We start from the raw sequence: 18,835 nt of genomic DNA, 5'->3' as shown, positions 1-18,835 counted from the left end.
CTCGACGGTGTTCATACGCGCATTCCAGGTGCCCGAAGTGCGACGGCGGCTGCTTGTCACACTGCTCGTCATCACACTGTTCCGACTCGGCCAGACTGTGCCACTGCCCGGGGTCGACAGCACAGCGCTGGCGGCGACCGATCCGGCGACCGGGCAACTGCTGGGACTCCTCGACCTGCTCAGCGGCGGCGGACTGGCGAAGCTCTCGGTGCTCGCGCTCGGGGTCTTGCCGGTCATCGCCGCGCACTACGTCGTGGGGCTCGGCGGCCTGCTGATCCCCGGCCTGCGGGCACTGGCGGAGGCGGACCAGGCCGCTCACGCCAGGCTCGCGCGCTCCACCCGGTGCGTCGCCGTCCTGGTGAGCGCGGCGCTCGCCACCGTGGTGGTGAGGATGACGGCCGACGGCCGCCCCCCGCTCGCCGGCACCTCGACCGCCGCGGCGGATGCGAGTGTCCTGTACGGCACCGGCGCCCTCGCGCAGATCACCATGGTGGTCTGCATGACAGGGGGCACAGCTGTGGTCATGTGGCTGAGCGCGATCATCACCGACCGTGGATTGGGTGAGGGCCTGTCGATTCTCCTTCTCGCCCAGGTCGCGGCGGTCTTTCCGGGGCAGGTGTGGAACGCGGCGCGGAAGCGGGGCGACGGCCTGGCCGGCATGTCGGCTCCGCTGGTCCTCCTCGTCGCCCTGGCGCTCGTCACAGCCCTGTTCGTCACCGTCCGCCAGAGCGAGCGGCGGGTCCCGGTCCAGTACGCCAAGCGGATGATCGGCCGCCGGTCGTACGGCGGCAGCGCGGCCTATGTCCCGGTCCGCGGCGGCCAGGGCGGCTTCGCGGTGATGATCCCCGCCTCCCTGCTGTTTCTGCTGCCCGCGCCACCGGCTCCGTGGATCCTGGCGGCCTACGTCCTGCTCGTTTTCGCGTACGCGTTCCTCCGCGGGGTCATCGCGTTCGACGCCGACGAGGTCGCGGGCGACCTGCAGCGCGGTGGGGGTTTCGTCCCGGGTATCCGGCAGGGGCGGCAGACCGTCGAGTACCTCGCCTACATCCGGGTGCGGATCGTCCTGGCCGCAGCGCTCGGCATGACGGTGGTCGCGCTGATACCGGTGGCGGCGCTCGCCCTGCCCGGCCTGTACACGGACAACGCCGTCCTCGGCGTCACGGCGCTGCTCATCGTCGCGCGCGTCGTCCTCGGCACCGCACTGCCCCTCACCCGGCAGATCGAGTCCTGGCTGCTGAAGCCCGGCTACTTTGGGCGGGTCTCGTCGGTCAGGTAGCCGTTGTTCTGATCACGATGAGTCGGGGGGATCTGACGGACGCCGAGTGGGCACCGGAGTCCGGAGTGCAGTGGCGCGAGCTGCCGGGAGCGTTTCGGTCCATGGAAAACCGTCCACAAACGGCATGCGCCGTGGTCGAGGAAGACGGCGCCGACGCTGTCGCCGCCGTCGGTCTCGTTCAGCGTGGGGCCGTCGGTGAGCCGGGGCGTCCAGCCCAGCAGGTGTTGGGCGGAGCCGTGCAGCAACAGGCGGCAGCTGGCGCCTCCACCGCCGCCGGAGCCCGGCCCGGAGTCGACGAAGAGCAGCCGCGTGTCCACGTCGACACCGACGCCGAACGGTATGGACAGGCGCACCGCCCCGGCACGGGGCGCGCGGCGGGGCTCCGGCAAGAACTGCTGCAACTTGCCCCGAGTCCGGCCGCTCCGCCCTGCTGGTACGCGAGAGCCTTGGCTTCCACCACATGGGCCGCAAGGCAAGGCACCGGACCGGCCTGAATTCACCAAGAGGGCCGGTGGGTGATAGTGGCCAGTTGGTGGGGAGAGATCTGGCCGCCAGTGGTCACCAGCGTTGCGGCTGTCGATGGTGCGGCGGCTCAGACCTGCTGGTTGTCGGGGCCGACCGGCTCGTGGCCAGTTCGATGTATCTCCTGCGGAACTTCGCCAAAGAGCGTGCGGTGCCCGCGGGCTGTGTCGGCGTACTCACGGACCCGGTGGATCAACCCGTCCCGGAGTTCGAAGACGAAGCAGTAGTCGTTGCTGTAGTGGTGTCCGTTGGCGAGCGTCGCCGTCATGGTGACCTCTGCCACCCCCCGTCCGGGATCGGCGTGCAGACCGAGGAAGGTGACGGTGACGTCACGCACGAAGACACGAGGGAAGTCCTCGGTGAAGAAGCGCGCGATGGCGTTCCTGCCGACCATGTGGTTGGTCGCCCCGAGCGCGGTGGCGGTGGCGTTACCGGGGGGCGACAGCCACTCGGCGTCCTCGGTGAAGACCGCGGAGATCCGGTCGTGGTCATAACTGGCCAACGCCTGGAAGGCGTTCTGGATGATGATGTCGCTCATGAGCCCACTGTCACCGCCCGCGCGCTCGAGTGTCTTGGACGAATGTTCCCGATCGGTCTCCCCGTAGCATGGGGTGATGCGATCCGCCCTGCGTGAGCGTGAGGCTGTGGCCAGGTGGGAGGTCGCGCGGCCACCGTGGCACAGCCGGACAAGCGGTGTCAGCCTGGCCGGATTCCGCGATCGGGGCACGGGTCCCGTCGACCTGCCGGTGATCCGGCGCCCGGCCCTCACCCTGGTCGTCGAGTTCGGCGAAGGTCCGCTGATCGTGGGCGACGCCGTCGGCCGGCAACAGCGCGGAAGCCTCGTCGCCGGGCTTGCCTCCGGTGCAGTGCGTATGCGGGGAGAGAACGTCGCATGCGTGGAGGTACACCTGTCTCCGGTGGTCACGCACACCGTGCTGGGGGTCGGCCCGGCGGACCTGGACCATACCGTGGTTCCCCTCGACGACCTGTGGGGCCGGGACGCGGCACGGCTGCGGGAGCAACTCGGTGAGGCCCCGTCCTGGGAGGACCGTTTCGCGTTGACGGACACCTTCCTCGCCCGCCGCCGCGGGATGGGGCCACCGGTGGACCCGGAGGTGGTCTGGGCCTGGAACCAGATCGCTGTCAGCCGCGGCCTGGTCAGGGTCGAAGATCTGGCAGCGGAGGTCGGCTGGAGCCGCAGGCGCCTGTGGTCCCGGTTCCGGTCACAGATCGGCCTGCCTCCCAAGCGCGCCGGGACACTGGTCCGCTTCCACCATGCGGCCCATCACTTGACCGCAGGCGGCAGTGCGGCCCGCGTCGCGACGGAGTGCGGTTACGCCGACCAGTCCCATCTCCACCGCGAGGTCATGGCATTCGCCGGGATGACTCCCGCGACACTGGCCCGTGACCCGGGCCTGGCAGTGGACGACATCGCATGGGCGGGGCACAACACCGGCGAGACGCGCTGATCACCTGCCCCACGCAGTACACACCGCTCGCCACGGGCGCAGGGTAGCGTCCACCCGTGGAGCGCACGCTGCCCGCGCCGTCCCTCCGGACACCGTCCCCGTGATCGTGATCGGTTCCACTCGCGCGTACGGGGACGGCCTCCGTGAGCCCGTCAGGCTCGTGAAGTCGAAGAGGATCGCGTGTCCGAGGTCGGGCAGCTCGCCCTTGTGCGCGACGACCTCGGCCGACTGTTCGCCGACTTCGACGAGGGGACGAGGCCTGCGGCGATGCCGTGAACCGGGCCGAAGGCGGCCCTTCCGGCAGCGCACATAGGAGGGGCCGCATCCCGGTGCGCGACACCCGGACACCGATGAGCCCCGCCCCGCGCGGCCATCGGTCAGTCGCCGGCCGGGACCGAGTGCTGTCGCGCCGGCGGGTACGGTTCCCGCGACGCAGCGGAAGGGGCCGGGGAAGTGGTCCGCCGACCCGGGTTCCGACGGTGGCGTCGGTGGAGATGCGCGCCGGTCAGGGCCAGGGCTGCGGACAGGGCTCCGGAGGTGAGGAGTTGGGGGCGGGTGGCGGAGGACAAGGCCATCAGCACCATGAGGACGGCGATGGCACCGATCACCGCGCGCGTGGTGGCCGGGAAGCCGCGGGTGCGGAGCACCAGACGGCCGGCGCGTTCCAGAGACCGGCGCAGGACCAGGTGGGAGCAGGCCAGCGCCAGCCACATGAACAGCATCGCCGCGCCCATCGCCTTGGCCAGCAGCGGGAGGGCCGCGCCCGGGGCCAGGGCCTCCGGGACGACCGCGGCGAAGCCGACGGCCGAGGCGGCGGCCACCGCGCGGGCCGGCACCCGGCGCCCGGTCCGGCGGGCCAGTGCCCGGGGTGCCTCGCCGCGCTCGGCGAGCGAGTGCAGCATGCGCGAGGTGCCGTACAGGTTGGCGTTGAGGGCCGAGAGCAGGGCCACGAGGATCACCGCCTGGGTGATCACGTCGGCGTGCGGGATGCCGAGGCGGACGAGCGCGGCGACGTACGGGCTCTCGCCGGGGCGCGCCGACCGCCAGGGCAGGAGCAGCACGAGGACGAGAACCGACCCGAGGTAGAACAGGGCGATCCGCCAGATCGCGGTACGGACCGCGGTGCGGATGCTGCGGCCCGGGTCGTGCGACTCGGCCGCCGCCATGCCGATGACCTCCATGCCGCCGAAGGCGAACACCACTCCCAGGAGCGCCGTCACGATGCCGGACAGGCCGTGCGGGGCGAATCCCCCGTCGCCGGCGAGGTGCGCCAGTCCCGGTGAGTGGGTGCCGGGCAGCAGTCCGAGGAGGGCCGCGGCGCCCAGCGCGATGAAGGCGAGGACCGCCAGGACCTTCAGCGAGGCGAACCAGAACTCGGCCTCACCGAAGGTCCGTACGTCTGCCATGTTCACCATAGTGAAGATCGTCATCGCGGCGAGCGTGAAGGCCCACGAAGGCACGGACGGCCACCACGTGTGCAGGATCGCCGCGCCGGCCAGGGCCTCCACCGCGATGGCGACCGCTGTGACCCACGTGTACAGCCAGCCGGTCGTGAACCCCGCCCACGGCCCCAGCGCCCGGCGCGCGTAGACCGAGAAGGACCCCGACTCCGGCAGGGCGGCGGCCAGTTCGCCCAGCATGCGCATGATCGCCAGGGCGAGCGCTGCGGCCAGCAGGTACGAGACGAGCACCGCGGGCCCGGCGGCGGCGAGCCCGGCGCCGGTGCCGACGAACAGTCCGGCGCCTATGACGCCGCCGAGGGCGAGCATCGCCAAATGGCGGGAACGGAGCGCTGCTTGGGCGGTGCGGCAGGGCGGTGGCGTCACGGTTTTCCCTTGTGCAAGCGGTTTGTTGACGGGGTCTCGGTTGACCAGTGTGGCGCAATCTGTGTTAGAAAAGCTATCAGCGTTCACAAGTCGCGCTAGCGTTTAGGCGGCAACAGGATTCGCACTACCGTGCGAAGGGGGAGTCATGCCTGCACCATCCATCACCCATGCCCGCGGCACGACCGCGGGCCGCGCGCCCGCGGATCTGCGGGACGTCATGCGCCGCTATCCCACCGGGGTGACCGTCCTCAGCAGCGGCAGCGACGAGTCCGCCGTGGCCATGACCGTCAACGCGTTCACCTCGGTCTCGCTCGACCCGCCACGCGTCCTGGTCTCCGTCATGAAGACCGCACGCGCGCACCCCGTCATCGCCGCCAGCGGCCGGCTCGGGATCCACCTGCTCGCCGCCCACCAAGGCGATGTGGCACGCCTGTTCGCCTCCCGGGAGAAGCCGTCCGGGCACACCCTGGGGGCCTTCCTCGACCGCTCGGCCGAGGGGCACGACGTGCTGCCCGGGGCCCTCGCCTCGCTCGCCTGCGAGGTCGAGGAGACCTACCCGGGCGGGGACCACAGCCTCTTCCTGGCCCGGGTCCTGCACACCACATGCTCCGAGGAGCCGCAGGACGCCCTGGTGTTCCACCAGGGGCGCTTCACCTCCGCCGCCGCGGACGGGAGTTGAGCCCGGAAGCGGGCCCGCGCGCCACTCCGGCGGCGGGTCCCGGGACGACGCCGCCGGCCGTCGCGGGCGGACGGACGGGAGCCCGGACGCCCGACGGCACGTCCACGGCCGCCGGCCTCGCCGCCGTGCGCGGCGCCATCGCCGTGGCCGACGACACCGCGCCGGCCATCGCCCGTGCCACCCACGACCTGCTCGCCGCGCTCCTGGCGGCCAACCGCCTCGAACGGGCCGACCTGCTCAGCCTGATGTTCACCCAGACCCCGGACCTCACCGCCACCAACCCGGCGCTCGTCCTGCACGAGGCGGGCTGGGACCTGCCCGCACTCTGCGCGCAGGACGCCGCCTTCGACGGGGCACCCGCCCGCACACTGCGGGTGCTGGCCCACCTCCGCTGGGACCGGCCCGGTCGGCCCGTACCGGCCTACCTCGCCGGCGCGGCCCCGACCCGGCCCGGCACCTGAGCCCTGATCCGAGCCGGGTCCCCGCCCGATTCCACGTCCGACCGAGGCACAGCCCCGGCCCGCCACCCGAGCTCAACGCACCACGTGAGCCCGAGCCCGGTATCCGAGCCCGGCACCTGAGCCCGGCATCCGAGCCGCCCGGCGGCCCGAGCCGGCCCTGCGCCTCCTTCCCTCCCACCACGTTCCGTACGCCGTCGTCCGCGTACGCACCTCCGAGGATTCGCCATGCCCGAAACCGCCACCCGCCCCGACCTCCCCGCGGCCCAGGACGGCGCCGCGGGGACCGCCCCCGCTCCCGTCCTCGACACGGTCCTGGACACCGTCGCCGCCGTCCTCGGCCCCGATCACGTGATCCGCTCCGACGGCGGCGCCGCCGGTCCGCTGCCCGCCGAGGCGAACGTCTCCGCCTTCGCCGCCCGCCCGCTGCACGGCGTCCTGCGTCCCGGAAGCACCGAGGACGTACGGCTCGTCGTCCGCGCCTTCGACGCCCACGGCGGCACCCGCGCCGGCCTGCCCGGCCTGCACGCCGTCTCCACCGGCCGCAACTGGGGCCTGGGCTCGAAGGAGCCGGCCGCCGGACCCGTGGTCCGCCTCGAACTCGACCGCCTCGACGCCGTGCGCGCCCTCGACACCGACGCCGGGTACGCCGTCGTCGAGCCCGGCGTCACCCAGGCCGCCCTCGCCGCCCGGCTCGCCGGCACCGACCGCATGCTCAACGTCACCGCCTCCTCCGGCCACACCTCCCTCGTCGGCAACCTCGTCGACCGGGGCGTGGGCCTGCGTCGCCAGCGCACCGAAGACCTGCTCGGCCTGGAGGCCGTGCTCCCCGACGGCCGCCTGGTGCGCACCGGCTGGTGGCCGGGCACCACCGCGGGCGCCGCCGCCAACCCGTACGGCCTCGGCCCCAGCACCCTGCACCTGTTCACACAGTCCCCGCTGGCCGTCGTCACCGCCGCGGTGGTCCGGCTGCTGCCGCGCCCCGAGGCCCAGCGCGTGGTCCGGCTCTCCTTCGGCCGCGAGCGGCTGTCCGAAGCCGTGGACCTGATACACCGCTGGCGGGCCGGCAACGTGGTCTCCGGCGTCGTGAAGATCTACGACACCGCCTCCACCGCCACGTACGGCGGCGAGCGCGGCCACGGTTACCTCGCCCACCTGTGCGTGGACGCCACCGCCGGCACCCTCGACGCCCTGGTCGGCGCGCTCGTCGAAGAGGCCCGTGCCACCGGCCTGTTCGACCGGATCACGGCCGGAGAGGAGCCCGCGGCCGACGACACCGTCTCCAAGGTCGTCCAGGCGGCCTACGCAGGCTCGGTCGAGTTCAACGAGGACATGCTCGCCTCCGCGACCGGCACCCGCGCCGACCTCGTCGACACCGAGGGCAACGGCTGGCTGTTCTTCCTGCCGCTGATCCCCTTCACCGGCACCGACACCTCCCGCGCCCTGGCCCTGCTCGACACCGTCCACGCCGAGACCGGCATCCGGCCCGGCGCCACCGTCAACGCCCTCGACGCCGACGTCATCGACCTGGTCGTCTCCTTCCCCTTCGACCGGACCACCCAGGCCGAGGCCGCGCACCGCGCGCTCGACCGGGCGTACGCGCTCTTCGCCGACTCCGGCTGGGCGCCGTACCGCCTGGACGCCGCGCACGGCGGCTGGGGCCGCACCCACGCCCCGGACGCCGCCGACGCCGAGCTGGTCCGTGACATCGCCACGCTCGTCGACCCGCGCCGCACGCTCGCGCCCGGCCGCTACCTCTGACCACCCAGCTCACCGAAGGACCCAGCCATGACCGCGACCACCGAAGCCACCCCCGCGCAGATCCCCGACACCGCGGAGGCGATCCTCGCGCACGCCCGCACCCTGGTGCCGCTGCTGCGCGAGGCCGGACCCCGCATCGAGGCCAACCGCACCCTGCCCGATGACATCGTCGCCCTGCTGCGCGACGGCGGCGTCTTCCGTGCCGCCATGCCCAAGACGTGGGGCGGCCCGGAACTCACCTCCATGCAGCAGTGCGAGCTGATCGAGACCCTCGCCACCGGCGACGCCTCCACCGCCTGGTGCGCGATGATCGGCATGGATTCCGGCATCTACTCCGGCTACCTCGACGACGAGGTCGCCCGCCGGATGTACCCCTCGCTCGACCTGGCCAACTCCGGCTGGATCTATCCGCAGGGCCGCGCCGTGCGCACCGAGGGCGGCTACCGGCTCACCGGCCGCTGGAAGTTCGGCTCCGGCTCCGCCCACTGCGACTGGCTCGGCGCCGGCTGCCTGATCGTGGACGAGGACGGCAACCCGGAGCCGGACCCGGTCACCGGCGAGCCCACGCACTGGCGGGTGCTGATCTCGCGGCCGGACGCCTACACCTTCCACGACACCTGGCACACCACGGGCCTGGCCGGCTCCGGCAGCCAGGACTACTCCTGCGAGGACCTGTTCGTCCCCGAGGAGCGCTCCTTCAGCTTCTCCGGCCCGCGCCGCACCGGCCCCCTGCATGCCAGCCCCGACGCGATCCTGCGCAAGATGTCCGGCATCCCGCTGGGCGTGGCGCGCGCCGCGCTGGATCACGTGCGGGAGCTGGCCCGGCACCGCACCGACCGCGAGACCGGCACCCCCTGGACCCAGGACCACCGCGTCCAGAGCACCATCGCCCGGCTGGAGGGCGAACTCCTCGCCGCCCGCTCCGGGGTGTACGCCAGCCTGACCCGCCAGTGGGACGCACTGGCCGGCGGCACCGAGCTGACCGACGACGCCCGGGTGGCCACCGCCATCGCCCGCCGGCACGCCTTCCGCACCGGCCGCGACATCGTCCAGACCCTCTTCGACCTGGTCGGTGGCTCCTCCGTCTACAAGCCCTCGCCGCTGGACCGCTGGCTGCGCGACGCCTGGACGATGAACCAGCACGCGGTCGCCCAGGACTCGATCCTCCAGCTCACCGGCAACGTGCTGCTCGGCGGGAAGTCGACCAGCCCCTTCTTCTAGACCGGCCCGTTCCCGTCCGTTCCAGAGAAAGGTTTCCCGACCCATGGCTCCCACGGCCCCCACGGATCCCGCGGGCCGCATACGCGTCGTGCTGTTCTCGGAGGTCAACTCCAAGCTCGGCTCGCCGTTCCTGAGCATGCTCCACGGCCACCCGCAGGTCGACCTGGCCGCGGTGGTGACCTCTCCGCAGGGCAAGCGCTGCTCGTACTTCACCGACGACCCCGAGCAGGTCGACCTGGTCACCCAGGGCGCCGCGCTCGGCGTGCCGGTGCTGCGGCCCGCCTCGGTCAACCGGCCGGCCTTCATCGAGGAGTTGGCGGACTACGGCGCCGACTACTTCATCGTCGCGAACTTCCAGCAGATCATGCGCGAGCGGCTGCTGTCGGTACCCCGGGTCACGGCGGTCAACTTCCACCCCTCGCCGCTGCCCGCCTTCGCCGGCCTCTCGCCCTTCTACTGGATGATCCGCGAGGGCGCGACCGAGTCCGCCGTCTCCGCCATCGAGATGGCGCCCGTCCTGGACAGCGGCGACCTGATCATGCAGCACCAGGTGCCGCTCACCGGCCGCGAGACCGCGATCGAGCTGCGCACCGCCCAGGAGCGCGCCAACGTCCTGATGCTGCTGGAGCTCATTCCGCAGCTCGTCGACCGAAGCTACCGCCCGATCCCGCAGGACCCGTCGCTGCGCTCGTACTTCGGCCGCCCCTCGGACGCCGACCTGCGCCTGGACTTCCGGTCGCCCGCCGCCGTCGTGGCACGGCACGTCCGGGCCGGCTACCGCTCGCCCGGCGCCTGGACGGCCGACGAGGCGGGCCGCCGGGTGCGGATCCTGTCCGCCGATCCGGAGCCCGCCGGCGCCCCCGGCCAGCCGCCGGTGCCGGGCCTCGTCGTGCACGGCGCGGCGGGCCGGGTCTTCGCCGGCTGCGCCGACGGCTGGCTGGAAGTGCTCACCACCGAGTGCGACGGCCGGGAGGCCGCGGCCGGCGGCACCGGCCAGCTGCCCGACGGCACCCGCCTGGTCTCGCCGCACACCCCCGCCCCTGCCGGCCCGGCCCCCGTACCGGGCCCGGCTCCCGTACCCGTACCCGTCCCCGCCCCCTGAGGTCCGTATCCCATGTCACTGAACGAACAACTCCACGGCGAGCACCCGCCGGCCCTAGGCAAGGTGCTGCACATCCCCGCCGGCCAAGGCCCCTCGGTCTGGCTCAACGGCGACGTCTACACCGTCAAGGTCGACACCGCGCAGTCCGGCGGCACCATCACGCTGCTGGAGGCCTCCGTGCCGCCCGGCGGCGGCCCGCCCGCCCACGACCACCGCAACGAGGACGAGGCCTTCTACCTCCTCGAGGGCGAGCTGGAGTTCTACGCCGACGGGCAGACCTACGACGTCCGGGCCGGCGACTTCGTCTTCGTCCCCAAGGGCACCGTGCACCGCTTCCGCAACAAGGGCCTGCACGCCGCCAAGCAGTTGCTGATCTTCACCCCGAGCGGCTTCGAGGAGTTCTTCCTCCAGGCCGGCACCGAGGCCCGCCCCGGCGAGCCGATCCCCGTCTTCGACCCGGCGGACAACCCCCGGGCCAAGGAGATCGCCGAGACGCTCGGCTCGTACCAGTACGAGGAGTCACCCCGGGCCCCGCTGTCCGGCCCCTCTCTCACGGACGGGGTCTGAGCCGTGCCCTTCGCCATCTACGTCCTGGGCCTGGGCATCTTCACGATGGTCACCAGCGAGTTCCTGGTGGCCGGGCTCATGCCCCAGCTCTCCGAGGACCTGGGCGCCGGCATCCCGCAGATCGGCTACCTGGTCTCCGTCTACGCCGCGGCCATGGCCGTGGGCGGACCCCTGCTGACCGCCGTCCTGCTGAAGCTGCGCCAGAAGACCGCCCTGGTCTGCCTGTACGTCCTCTTCCTCGCCGGCCAGGCGCTCGGCGCCCTCGCCACCGGCTACGCCCTGATGGTCGCCGCCCGCCTGGTCACCGGAGCCGCCTCCGGCGCGTTCTTCGGCGTCGCGCTCGCCGTCTGCGTCCGCGTCACAGGGCCCGAGGTGCGCGGCCGTGCCACCTCCATCGTGCTCGGCGGCCTGATGGTCGGGACCGTGCTCGGCCTGCCGCTCTCGCAGCTGGCCGGGGAGCACTACGGCTGGCGGTTCGCCTTCTGGGCGGTCGCCGCCCTGGCCGCGCTGGCCCTCGCCGTCACCTGCGGCGCGGTCCCGGCCCTGGCCAAGGAGGAGACCGGCGCCGCCGGCGGCTCGGTCCGGGCCGAGCTGGGCGCGTTCCGCAACGCCCGGCTGTGGGCCGCCTTCGCCACCAGCATGCTCATCATCGGCGCCACCTTCGCCGCCTTCTCCTACTTCGTGCCGATCCTCACCGACGTCACCGGTTTCGCAGCGGGCACGGTCCCGCTGCTGCTGGTGCTCTACGGCGCCGCCACCGTCCTCGGCAACGCCGTGGTGGGCCGGCTCGCCGACCGGTACACCCTGGCGGTGCTCGGCACCGGCCTGGCGCTGAACACCGTGTTCCTGACGGTGTTCGCGCTCGGCGCGGGGAACGCGGCCACGGCGCTCGTCGCAATGACCGGCATCGGACTGGTCGGCGTGACCATGAACCCGGCGATGGTGACCCGGGTGATGCGCACAGCCAACGACCGCCCTCTGGTCAACACCGTCCACACCTCCTTCATCACTCTCGGCGTGGTCGTCGGGTCCTGGGTCGGCGGCATCGGCGTCGCGCACTGGGGCCTGCGCGCCCCGCTGTGGACGGGGGCGGCCATGGCCGTGCTCGGGCTGCTGACGCTGCTGCCCGAAGTCCTGCGCCGGAACACCCCCTCCGCACCCGCCGCCGCGGACTCCCCGCTCCCGACCACCGAAAGGCTGACCCGTGTCTGACCCCACCACGCCGTCCCCCGCGCAGGACCGGGTCGCCCTGGTCACCGGCGCCAGCCGCGGCATCGGCGCCGGAATCGCCCGCCGGCTGGCGGCCGACGGGATCCGGGTGGCCCTCACCTACACCCGCGCCGCCGCGGCGGCCGACGAGGTGGTCGCCGAGATCGAGCAGGCGGGCGGCAAGGCCCTCGCGATCCGGGCCGACGCCGCCGGCCACGAGGGCCCGGCCGCTGCCGTGGAGGCCGCCGTCGCCCACTTCGGCCGCCTCGACATCCTGGTCAACAACGCCGGCTTCATGGACCTCAGCGGCGCCGAACTGACCGACGTGACCCCCGAGGTGGTCGACCGCACCCTGCACGTCAACGTGCGCGGCGCGCTCCTCACCGCGCAGGCCGCGGCCCGCCACCTGCCCGAGGGCGGCCGGATCGTGAACATCGGCTCCTGCCTCGGCGAGCGGGTCCCGGGCGGCGGGATGACCCCGTACGCGGTCAGCAAGGCCGCGATCCTGGGTCTGACCCGGGGACTGGCGCGGGACCTGGGCCCGCGCGGGATCACCGTCAACCAGGTCAGCCCCGGTCCGATCGACACCGACATGAACCCGGCGGACGGCCCCTCGGCCGACTTCCAGCGGGCCGGCACCGCGCTCGGCCGCTACGGCGCCCCGGCCGACATCGCCGAGGCGGTCGCCTATCTCGTCTCGCCCGGCGCCGCGTTCGTCACCGGCGCCACGCTCGCGGTGGACGGCGGGGCCACCGCCTGACCTTCGTGCCCCTGCGAGGGGCCGGGCCGTCGTGGGACGGCCCGGCCCTTTTCGCGCAGTCGGGGACTCGGGACCGCGCACGCGCCTGCGGAGACCGCGGTGTTGGATTTACGTGAAGGGTAAACTGTCATCGAATTACTACCCACCCCTCCGGCATCTGTCTGCAATTCGTAGGCAATTACTCGCTGAGGCCTAGCATTTCAATGATCGCTTCAACTTCGCGGCGATACACCTGGGACGGGTCGACGATCTGCTGACCGAGGTGGCCGAACACCTCCAGCATCACCGGTCCGTACATCCGTCCCCAGATCCGCAGCGTCAGTCCGAGCGCCTGCGGCGGCAGGTGCGGGAACTGCTCCCGGGCGGGGGTGACCAGCGACTCCTGGAAGTCCGACCACTCCGCCTCGTCCTCACGGATCGCCGCCGGCGCGTGCTCCCAGGCGCCCGCGACCACGTCCAGCAGCGCCATGCAGCAGCGCCGCGCCGCCTCCGTGACGTCCGCCGGCGGGCTGAAGCCGGGCAGGCCGTCACCGTAGATCAACCGGAAGGCCGCCGGGTTCGCGACCGACCAGGTGCGGAACGTGTCGCACACCGCGCGCACCCGGCGGCCCGCCTCCTCGGGCGGGAGCGCGGCCAGGGCGGCCTCGTGGGAGTCGGCCAGCTCGTTGTAGGCGTCCGCCGCGAGCGTGGAGATCAGCTGGTCGCGGGTGTCGAAGTAGCCGTACAGCGCCGCCGCCGTCATGCCCAGCTCGCGGGCGATCCCTCGCAGCGTGATGCCCGCAGGGCCCGACTCCGCCAACGCCTTCAGGGCGGCTTCCTTGATCTCCGCGATCGTCTGCTGGCGGAGCCGCGCGCGACGGGTGGGCTTGGTTTCCATGCTGTTGTCCTTCAGGTCGGGGGCAGAACCATACGGCGTTTGGTTCGCAGCGTACTCCTGGCACAGTAAACGCCGTTAATAAACTGATTGCCGATCAGTACTGTTTTTCCGCACCCGCGCTATGTGTCCCGCTTTAACCCTCCGAGGCGAGTGCGCCCCCGCCGGGCGGCCCTGACGCCGGTACCCATGCTCTGACAGCGAGGGAGGCAACAGCCGGTCCAGGCCGACGCGGCGAGTCACGTACATGCCGTGGTTCGCCAACGCGCCCGCCCTCGCTCCAAAGGCGTCGCCATCGGCGTTTCGGCCAACCACCGTGCGAGCGAGCTCCGTTGTGAGACGCGGGTCGGTGCATCCTCCACGCTCCGACACGCGCCGAATCCCGGGGATCCGACGGAGTCCGAAAGACACCAGTTCGATATCTCGGCGGGGTCGTTGAGCTTCACGACCCGCGCCGGACGACCGCTCAGGAGGACCCGCCGTTGACCTCGACGCCCATGAACGAGCAGCCGACCACGCCGCCTCCACCCCCGCCCGCGGAGATCACCTATAGCGGCCCTTACGCGATCAACCCGCTCGCCGAGGTCTCCTTCCGCCGCATGTGCGCACAGATCCCCGCCGTCCTGGGCCGCATCGCGAGGCTCTCGTGGCGGACCGACCGGCGCGCCGTGCAGCTGCTCGTCGGCTGCCAGCTGGTCACGGGCGTCTCCGCCGCCGTGCTCCTGACGGCCACCGCCCGGGCCATGGAGCCCGTCCTCGGCACCGGTTCCGCCGGGGAGCGGCTGCGGAGCGCGCTGCCGGCGCTGCTGGTGGTGGCGCTCGCCGCCGCGCTGGCTCGTACGGCCGGGGCGGTGGCCTCGTACGCGGAGCGGCGGGTCACGCCACGTCTGACGACGGAGACGGACTCGGCGCTGGTCGAGTCGGTGTGCCGGGTCGAGGCGGTGGCGTACGCGGAAGACGGGTTCGCGGACCGGCGCGAAGCGGCCGAGATGGGAGTGATGCGGACCCATGTGATGGTGACCGACGCGCAGCGGTTCGTGTCGGCGGTGATCCGCATGGTCACCGCTGCAGGCGTTCTGTCGGTGCTGAACCCGCTGATGCTGCCGCTGCTCCTGCTCGCCGTCCTCCCCGCCGGTGTCGGAGCCGTGCTGAGCGCGCGGGTCGACTACGAGATCCACTACGCGAACGTGGCGGACCGCAACGTGAGGGGGATGATGCGCTGGTGGGCGACCGAGTCCCGGTACAGCGACGAGGTCCGCGCGAACTCGATGACCGACTACCTCGTCTACTGGTACCGGGCGCTGTCCGACCGGTGTGACCGGCGCAGCCTGGCCGCCGCGCCACGGACCCTGCGGATCGCTCTGCTGTCGGCGCTGGCCGGCGGCGTCTTCCTGCTGGCGACGTGGGGTGTTCTGGCGTGGCTGGCCGTGTCCGGCCGGGTCGATCTCGCGGTCGCCGCGACGGCCGTGATCGCCGTGCAGACCACGCTGGCCGCGCTGTCCCAGGTGGTCATCGGCGCCGCTGCGGTCTTCCACACCAGCCTGTACCTCGGCGACATGCAGTCCTTCCTCGACGACGCCGCCGCCCGCGCGCCCCGCCGGGGGCCGGACCTTCTCGCCGGACCGGTCGACGAGATCCGCCTGGAGGAGGTCGTCTACCGGTACCCGGGCAAGGACAAGCCCGCCGTCGACGGGGTCTCGCTGACGCTGCGGCGCGGTCAGATCCTCGCGATCGTCGGGGCGAACGGCTCGGGGAAGTCGACCCTCACCCGTCTGCTGACCGGGGTCTATCTGCCGGACAAGGGCACCGTCTCGTGGAACGGCACCGACCTTGCCGGGGCGGACCCCGCCACCGTGTGGGCGCTCACCGGTCTGGTGCCGCAGATCTTCGCGCAGTGGCCGCTGCGCGTCCGCGAGAACGTGACCCTCGGCCAGCCCCGCACCCACGACGACGCCCCGGTGTGGGAGGCCGTCGACGCGGTCGGTCTGCGCGACGCCGTCGAAGACCTCCCCGCCGGTCTCGACACCCTCCTCGCCAGGGACCTCTGGGGCGGCACGGAGCTCTCCGGCGGTCAGTGGCAGCGCATCGCGTGCTCCAGGGCCTTGTACCGCCGGCCCGAGCTGCTGATCCTCGACGAGCCCACCTCCCAGATGGATCCCCGGGGCGAGCATCAGATCTTCGAGCAGATCAAGGCCATCTCCGCCGACCGCATCACCCTCGTGGTCACCCACCGCCTGGAGAACACCAGGATCGCCGACCACATCATCGTGATGGAGCACGGCCGGATCACCGAACAGGGCCGGTACGACGACCTCGCCCACGGCGGCGGGACCTTCGCCGAACTCCTGGCACTCTCCCAGGACCGCTGACCGACCTGGTCTCGCCCCTTGTCCCGCCCCGGCGGGCTGAGCCCGTCAAGGACGCCCCGTGCCCCCATCCCCCGCCGCTGCCGGCGCCTTCGCCTCCCGCTCCTCGTACGCTTCCAGGCTCCCGCTGACCGGCCAGGAGCGGCTTGGTCCCCAAGTGGTCTCCAAAAACGGTCAAGGGGCCGTTCCAGATTTCTCTGAAACGGCCCCTGACCTGCGACTTTCTCAAGTCGGGACGACAGGATTTGAACCTGCGACCCCTTGACCCCCAGTCAAGTGCGCTACCAAGCTGCGCCACGTCCCGATGCCCGTCTGACCTGGGGTTTCCCCCGGCCCGGCGTGCACGAGAACAATACCGCACTCCGGGCGTTGATCACTAACCGCTTCCGCGGCGCGCTCAGAGGCGGCCGTCCTCGCGGCGGTGGATCTGGGCCACCAGCTCCGCCGCCATGGACTTGATCGTCTCAAGGCCCGCCCGGCCCCACGGCCGGGGCTCGGTGTCCACGACGCAGACGGTGCCGAGCGCGGTGCCCGTACGGTCGATCAGCGGCGCGCCGAGGTAGGACCGGATGCCGATCTCGTCCACGACCGGGTTGCCGGCGAACCGGGGGTAGTCGCAGACGTCCTCCAGGACCAGCGCCTTGCGGCGGACCACCACGTGCGGGCAGTAGCCGTGGTCGCGGGCCATGTAGCGGCCGGCCCCGCCGGCGGCTGCGCCGAGGCCCGTACCGGAGTGTGTGCCCGTCGGGGTGTGCAGGCCCGCGAAGAACTGGCGGTTCTCGTCGATGAAGTTGACCATCGCGTAGGGCGCCGCCGTCACCTCGGCGAGCCTGCGGGCGAACGCGTCGAAGGCGGGGTCGGGCCGCTCCCCCAGGCCCAGCTGGCGCAGCCGTCGCACACGCAGCGGGGCCTCCTGGTCGACGGGGGTCAGCAGGAGGCGTCCGGTCGGTTCGTACGTCATCGAGGTGCTCCATGGCTCGGCGCCGGTGCCGGGGCCGGATCGGTGGCCAGCAGATGCCGGACCAGGGTGACCAGGGTCTGGATCCCGGAGGCGGCGATCCGGGCGTCGCACAGCACGACCGGCACCTCCGGCTTGAGGTCGATGGCGGCCCGCACCTCGCCGGGTGCGTAGCGGTACGAGCCGTCGAACTCGTTGACGGCGACGACGAACCGGATGCCGCGCCGCTCGAAGAAGTCCACGGCCGAGAACGAGTCCTGGAGGCGCCGGGTGTCGGCGAGGACGACCGCTCCGAGCGCGCCCTCGGACAGCTCGTCCCACAGGAACCAGAAACGCTCCTGGCCGGGGGTGCCGAAGAGGTACAGGACGTGCCGTGCGTCGAGGGTGATCCGGCCGAAGTCCATGGCGACCGTGGTGGTGGTCTTGGACTCGACGCCCTCCAGGCTGTCGGTGGCGGCGCTCACCTGCGTGAGCAGCTCCTCCGTGCTGAGCGGTTCGATCTCGCTCACGGCGCCGACGAAGGTCGTCTTGCCCACGCCGAATCCGCCCGCGACGAGGATTTTCAGGGCGGTGGGGAAGACGTCCCCGTTCTCGGCGTTCTCGGGGTTCTCGGCCCGGCTCTCCCGGCGTTCAGAGCCGTCGTCGTAGGCCATCGAGCACTGCCTCCAGCAGGGAACGGTCGGTGGTGTCGTCGTGGTGGCGGGGCGCCCGTGCGGTGAGTGCTCCGCACTCCACGAGGTCCGAGAGCAGCACCTTGGTGACGACCGCGGGCAGCCGTAAGTGCGCCGCGACCTCGGCCACCGAGGTCGGCGCGTCGCACAGCCCGAGGGCCAGGCTGTGCTCGGGCCCGAGCGGTGCCGGGGGCACCGTTCCCGTGGCCATCACCAGGGAGAGCAGGTCCAGCGTGGCCGTGGGCCGGGTGCGGCCGCCGCTCACCGTGTAGGGGCGGACGAGGCGGCCGGCCGCGTCGTCGAGCCAGGGCCGGTCCTGCCGGGGCGGCACGGTCAGCGCCCCGGCACGCCCGGGGCGGCCGCCGCGTGCCTGGGGGGTGTCACGAGGTACGGCCGTACGCTCTTGACCAGCATCGCCATCTCGTAGCCGAGGACGGCGGCGTCGGCCTCGCGGCCGGCGACGACGGCGAGGCAGGTGCCGGAGCCGGCGGTGGAGACGAACAGCAGGGTGGTGTCGAGTTCGACGACCACCTGGCGTACCTCGCCGCCGTCGCCGAACCGGGCGCCGGCGCTGCGTCCGAGGGAGTAGAGACCGGACGACAGGGCCGCCATGTGGTCGGCGCTGTCGGGGTCCAGGCCGTGCACCGATTTCACCAGGCCGTCCGAGGAGAGCAGAACCGCGCTGCGGGTGTACGGAACGCGCTGGACCAGTCCGGTCAGCAGCCAGTCGAGATCCGAGGAACGGACGGTCGGCACATCGCTCGCCATGGTGCATCTACTCCTTGTGCGCTTCGTCGTGTCGCTGCGGTGCGGTGGGGTCTTCGCCGTCGTCGGCGGCTTGCGGCCCGTGCTCGGAATGCGGTGGCGGCATTGACTCGGCGAGGCCGATGCCGCGCTGGAAGGCCGCCATGAGTCCGGGGTCGTGCAGGACGTGGTCGTGGTCGTCGCCGAGGCGGCGAACGGGCTCGTCGCGCAGTTGCGGGACGAGGTGCTCCTGGGCACGCCGCTTGGGCAGCCGGGGACGGTCCTCGGGGGCCCGGCCGGTGCCGTCCGGGGGAAGGTGGGCCGGCGCGGGCGGCTGCACCGGCGCGGGCGGCTGCACCGGCGCGGGCGGCT

The 18,835-nt window shown here is 72.5% G+C and carries 19 protein-coding genes, 1 tRNA gene and 1 pseudogene; 11 read left to right on the top strand and 10 right to left on the bottom strand.

Features of this window, described 5'->3' with window-relative positions:
• Positions 1–7 precede the first annotated feature (7 nt).
• Complete coding sequence (locus HTZ82_RS25485) at positions 8–1,276, top strand: preprotein translocase subunit SecY (RefSeq protein WP_175411749.1); 1,269 nt, start codon at positions 8–10, stop codon at positions 1,274–1,276.
• Here the strand turns inward: HTZ82_RS25485 and HTZ82_RS25480 are convergent.
• A complete protein-coding gene (locus tag HTZ82_RS25480) occupies positions 1,246–1,677 on the bottom strand; it encodes a hypothetical protein (RefSeq protein WP_175411748.1) in 432 nt (143 codons plus the stop codon). The genes HTZ82_RS25485 and HTZ82_RS25480 overlap by 31 nt on opposite strands.
• 191 nt (positions 1,678–1,868) lie before the next feature.
• Positions 1,869–2,336 (bottom strand): nuclear transport factor 2 family protein, encoded by a 468-nt coding sequence (locus tag HTZ82_RS25475; RefSeq protein ID WP_175411747.1) that lies wholly within the window; start codon positions 2,334–2,336, stop codon positions 1,869–1,871.
• 76 nt (positions 2,337–2,412) lie between these two features.
• On the opposite strand from HTZ82_RS25475, the gene HTZ82_RS25470 reads away from it, so the two are divergent.
• Positions 2,413–3,267: an AraC family transcriptional regulator gene (locus tag HTZ82_RS25470; protein ID WP_175411746.1), complete on the top strand. Its 855-nt coding sequence runs from the start codon at positions 2,413–2,415 to the stop codon at positions 3,265–3,267.
• 377 nt (positions 3,268–3,644) lie between these two features.
• Here HTZ82_RS25470 and HTZ82_RS25465 read toward each other — a convergent pair whose 3' ends face one another.
• Positions 3,645–5,093, bottom strand: a complete 1,449-nt coding sequence (locus HTZ82_RS25465) for an amino acid permease (protein WP_309235676.1) — start codon at positions 5,091–5,093, stop codon at positions 3,645–3,647.
• A gap of 145 nt (positions 5,094–5,238) precedes the next feature.
• Here HTZ82_RS25465 and HTZ82_RS25460 point away from each other — a divergent pair, with 145 nt between their 5' ends.
• From HTZ82_RS25460 to HTZ82_RS25425, 8 genes are all read left to right on the top strand, one after another.
• The gene (locus HTZ82_RS25460; RefSeq protein ID WP_175411745.1) at positions 5,239–5,772 is read left to right on the top strand and encodes a flavin reductase family protein; all 534 of its coding nucleotides are present in this window, start codon (positions 5,239–5,241) and stop codon (positions 5,770–5,772) included.
• Positions 5,769–6,233 (top strand): chorismate mutase, encoded by a 465-nt coding sequence (locus HTZ82_RS25455; protein ID WP_217624560.1) that lies wholly within the window; start codon positions 5,769–5,771, stop codon positions 6,231–6,233. The genes HTZ82_RS25460 and HTZ82_RS25455 overlap by 4 nt, the downstream gene beginning before the upstream one ends.
• A gap of 225 nt (positions 6,234–6,458) precedes the next feature.
• Entirely contained in the window at positions 6,459–7,991 is a 1,533-nt protein-coding gene (locus HTZ82_RS25450; protein WP_175411743.1) for an FAD-binding oxidoreductase, read from the top strand.
• A 27-nt stretch (positions 7,992–8,018) separates the two neighbouring features.
• The gene (locus HTZ82_RS25445) at positions 8,019–9,212 is read left to right on the top strand and encodes an acyl-CoA dehydrogenase family protein (RefSeq protein ID WP_175411742.1); all 1,194 of its coding nucleotides are present in this window, start codon (positions 8,019–8,021) and stop codon (positions 9,210–9,212) included.
• A 43-nt stretch (positions 9,213–9,255) separates the two neighbouring features.
• On the top strand, positions 9,256–10,314 hold the full coding sequence (locus HTZ82_RS25440) for a methionyl-tRNA formyltransferase (protein WP_175411741.1): 1,059 nt from the start codon (positions 9,256–9,258) through the stop codon (positions 10,312–10,314).
• Between the two features lie 12 nt (positions 10,315–10,326).
• Positions 10,327–10,881 carry a quercetin 2,3-dioxygenase gene (locus HTZ82_RS25435; RefSeq protein WP_175411740.1) on the top strand — a complete coding sequence of 185 codons (555 nt, stop codon included), beginning with the start codon at positions 10,327–10,329 and terminating at the stop codon, positions 10,879–10,881.
• A gap of 3 nt (positions 10,882–10,884) precedes the next feature.
• Positions 10,885–12,093 (top strand): MFS transporter, encoded by a 1,209-nt coding sequence (locus tag HTZ82_RS25430; protein WP_175411739.1) that lies wholly within the window; start codon positions 10,885–10,887, stop codon positions 12,091–12,093.
• The gene (locus tag HTZ82_RS25425; protein WP_175411738.1) at positions 12,086–12,850 is read left to right on the top strand and encodes a glucose 1-dehydrogenase; all 765 of its coding nucleotides are present in this window, start codon (positions 12,086–12,088) and stop codon (positions 12,848–12,850) included. The genes HTZ82_RS25430 and HTZ82_RS25425 overlap by 8 nt, the downstream gene beginning before the upstream one ends.
• A 178-nt stretch (positions 12,851–13,028) precedes the next feature.
• Here HTZ82_RS25425 and HTZ82_RS25420 read toward each other — a convergent pair whose 3' ends face one another.
• The gene (locus tag HTZ82_RS25420) at positions 13,029–13,727 is read right to left on the bottom strand and encodes a TetR/AcrR family transcriptional regulator (protein ID WP_175411737.1); all 699 of its coding nucleotides are present in this window, start codon (positions 13,725–13,727) and stop codon (positions 13,029–13,031) included.
• Positions 13,728–14,221: 494 nt separating this feature from the next.
• Between HTZ82_RS25420 and HTZ82_RS25415 the strand changes: the two genes are divergently transcribed.
• On the top strand, positions 14,222–16,093 hold the full coding sequence (locus HTZ82_RS25415) for an ABC transporter ATP-binding protein (RefSeq protein WP_175411755.1): 1,872 nt from the start codon (positions 14,222–14,224) through the stop codon (positions 16,091–16,093).
• Positions 16,094–16,320: 227 nt separating this feature from the next.
• On the opposite strand, the gene HTZ82_RS25410 is transcribed toward HTZ82_RS25415, so the two are convergent.
• The 6 genes and pseudogenes from HTZ82_RS25410 to HTZ82_RS25385 all read right to left on the bottom strand — a co-directional run.
• Positions 16,321–16,394 (bottom strand) — tRNA-Pro (locus HTZ82_RS25410).
• Positions 16,395–16,487: 93 nt separating this feature from the next.
• The gene (locus tag HTZ82_RS25405) at positions 16,488–17,051 is read right to left on the bottom strand and encodes a GAF domain-containing protein (RefSeq protein ID WP_175411736.1); all 564 of its coding nucleotides are present in this window, start codon (positions 17,049–17,051) and stop codon (positions 16,488–16,490) included.
• The gene (locus tag HTZ82_RS25400) at positions 17,048–17,701 is read right to left on the bottom strand and encodes an ATP/GTP-binding protein (protein ID WP_175411735.1); all 654 of its coding nucleotides are present in this window, start codon (positions 17,699–17,701) and stop codon (positions 17,048–17,050) included. Before HTZ82_RS25400 ends, HTZ82_RS25405 begins: the two co-directional genes overlap by 4 nt.
• Positions 17,679–18,050, bottom strand: coding sequence for a DUF742 domain-containing protein (locus HTZ82_RS25395; protein ID WP_375540861.1), 372 nt, complete (start codon positions 18,048–18,050; stop codon positions 17,679–17,681). The genes HTZ82_RS25400 and HTZ82_RS25395 overlap by 23 nt, the downstream gene beginning before the upstream one ends.
• Positions 18,051–18,052: 2 nt before the next feature.
• Positions 18,053–18,487: a roadblock/LC7 domain-containing protein gene (locus tag HTZ82_RS25390; protein WP_175411734.1), complete on the bottom strand. Its 435-nt coding sequence runs from the start codon at positions 18,485–18,487 to the stop codon at positions 18,053–18,055.
• A gap of 7 nt (positions 18,488–18,494) precedes the next feature.
• Positions 18,495–18,835, bottom strand: a pseudogene (locus HTZ82_RS25385) (ATP-binding protein); the annotation flags it as partial.

Source organism: Streptomyces sp. TRM64462 (assembly GCF_013362995.1).
Lineage (GTDB): Bacteria > Actinomycetota > Actinomycetes > Streptomycetales > Streptomycetaceae > Streptomyces.
Note: the sequence above shows the minus strand (reverse complement) of the source record. Positions and strands in the feature narration are given on the sequence as shown.

Excerpts from the sequence above, each read along its gene's own strand:
- HTZ82_RS25475 (WP_175411747.1), bottom strand. The coding sequence starts at position 2,336 with ATGAGCGACATCATCATCCAGAACGCCTTCCAGGCGTTGGCCAGTTAT.
- HTZ82_RS25470 (WP_175411746.1), top strand. The coding sequence starts at position 2,413 with ATGCGATCCGCCCTGCGTGAGCGTGAGGCTGTGGCCAGGTGGGAGGTC.
- HTZ82_RS25460 (WP_175411745.1), top strand. The coding sequence starts at position 5,239 with ATGCCTGCACCATCCATCACCCATGCCCGCGGCACGACCGCGGGCCGC.
- HTZ82_RS25450 (WP_175411743.1), top strand. The coding sequence starts at position 6,459 with ATGCCCGAAACCGCCACCCGCCCCGACCTCCCCGCGGCCCAGGACGGC.
- HTZ82_RS25445 (WP_175411742.1), top strand. The coding sequence starts at position 8,019 with ATGACCGCGACCACCGAAGCCACCCCCGCGCAGATCCCCGACACCGCG.
- HTZ82_RS25440 (WP_175411741.1), top strand. The coding sequence starts at position 9,256 with ATGGCTCCCACGGCCCCCACGGATCCCGCGGGCCGCATACGCGTCGTG.
- HTZ82_RS25435 (WP_175411740.1), top strand. The coding sequence starts at position 10,327 with ATGTCACTGAACGAACAACTCCACGGCGAGCACCCGCCGGCCCTAGGC.
- HTZ82_RS25420 (WP_175411737.1), bottom strand. The coding sequence starts at position 13,727 with ATGGAAACCAAGCCCACCCGTCGCGCGCGGCTCCGCCAGCAGACGATC.
- HTZ82_RS25415 (WP_175411755.1), top strand. The coding sequence starts at position 14,222 with ATGAACGAGCAGCCGACCACGCCGCCTCCACCCCCGCCCGCGGAGATC.
- HTZ82_RS25405 (WP_175411736.1), bottom strand. The coding sequence starts at position 17,051 with ATGACGTACGAACCGACCGGACGCCTCCTGCTGACCCCCGTCGACCAG.
- HTZ82_RS25400 (WP_175411735.1), bottom strand. The coding sequence starts at position 17,701 with ATGGCCTACGACGACGGCTCTGAACGCCGGGAGAGCCGGGCCGAGAAC.
- HTZ82_RS25390 (WP_175411734.1), bottom strand. The coding sequence starts at position 18,487 with ATGGCGAGCGATGTGCCGACCGTCCGTTCCTCGGATCTCGACTGGCTG.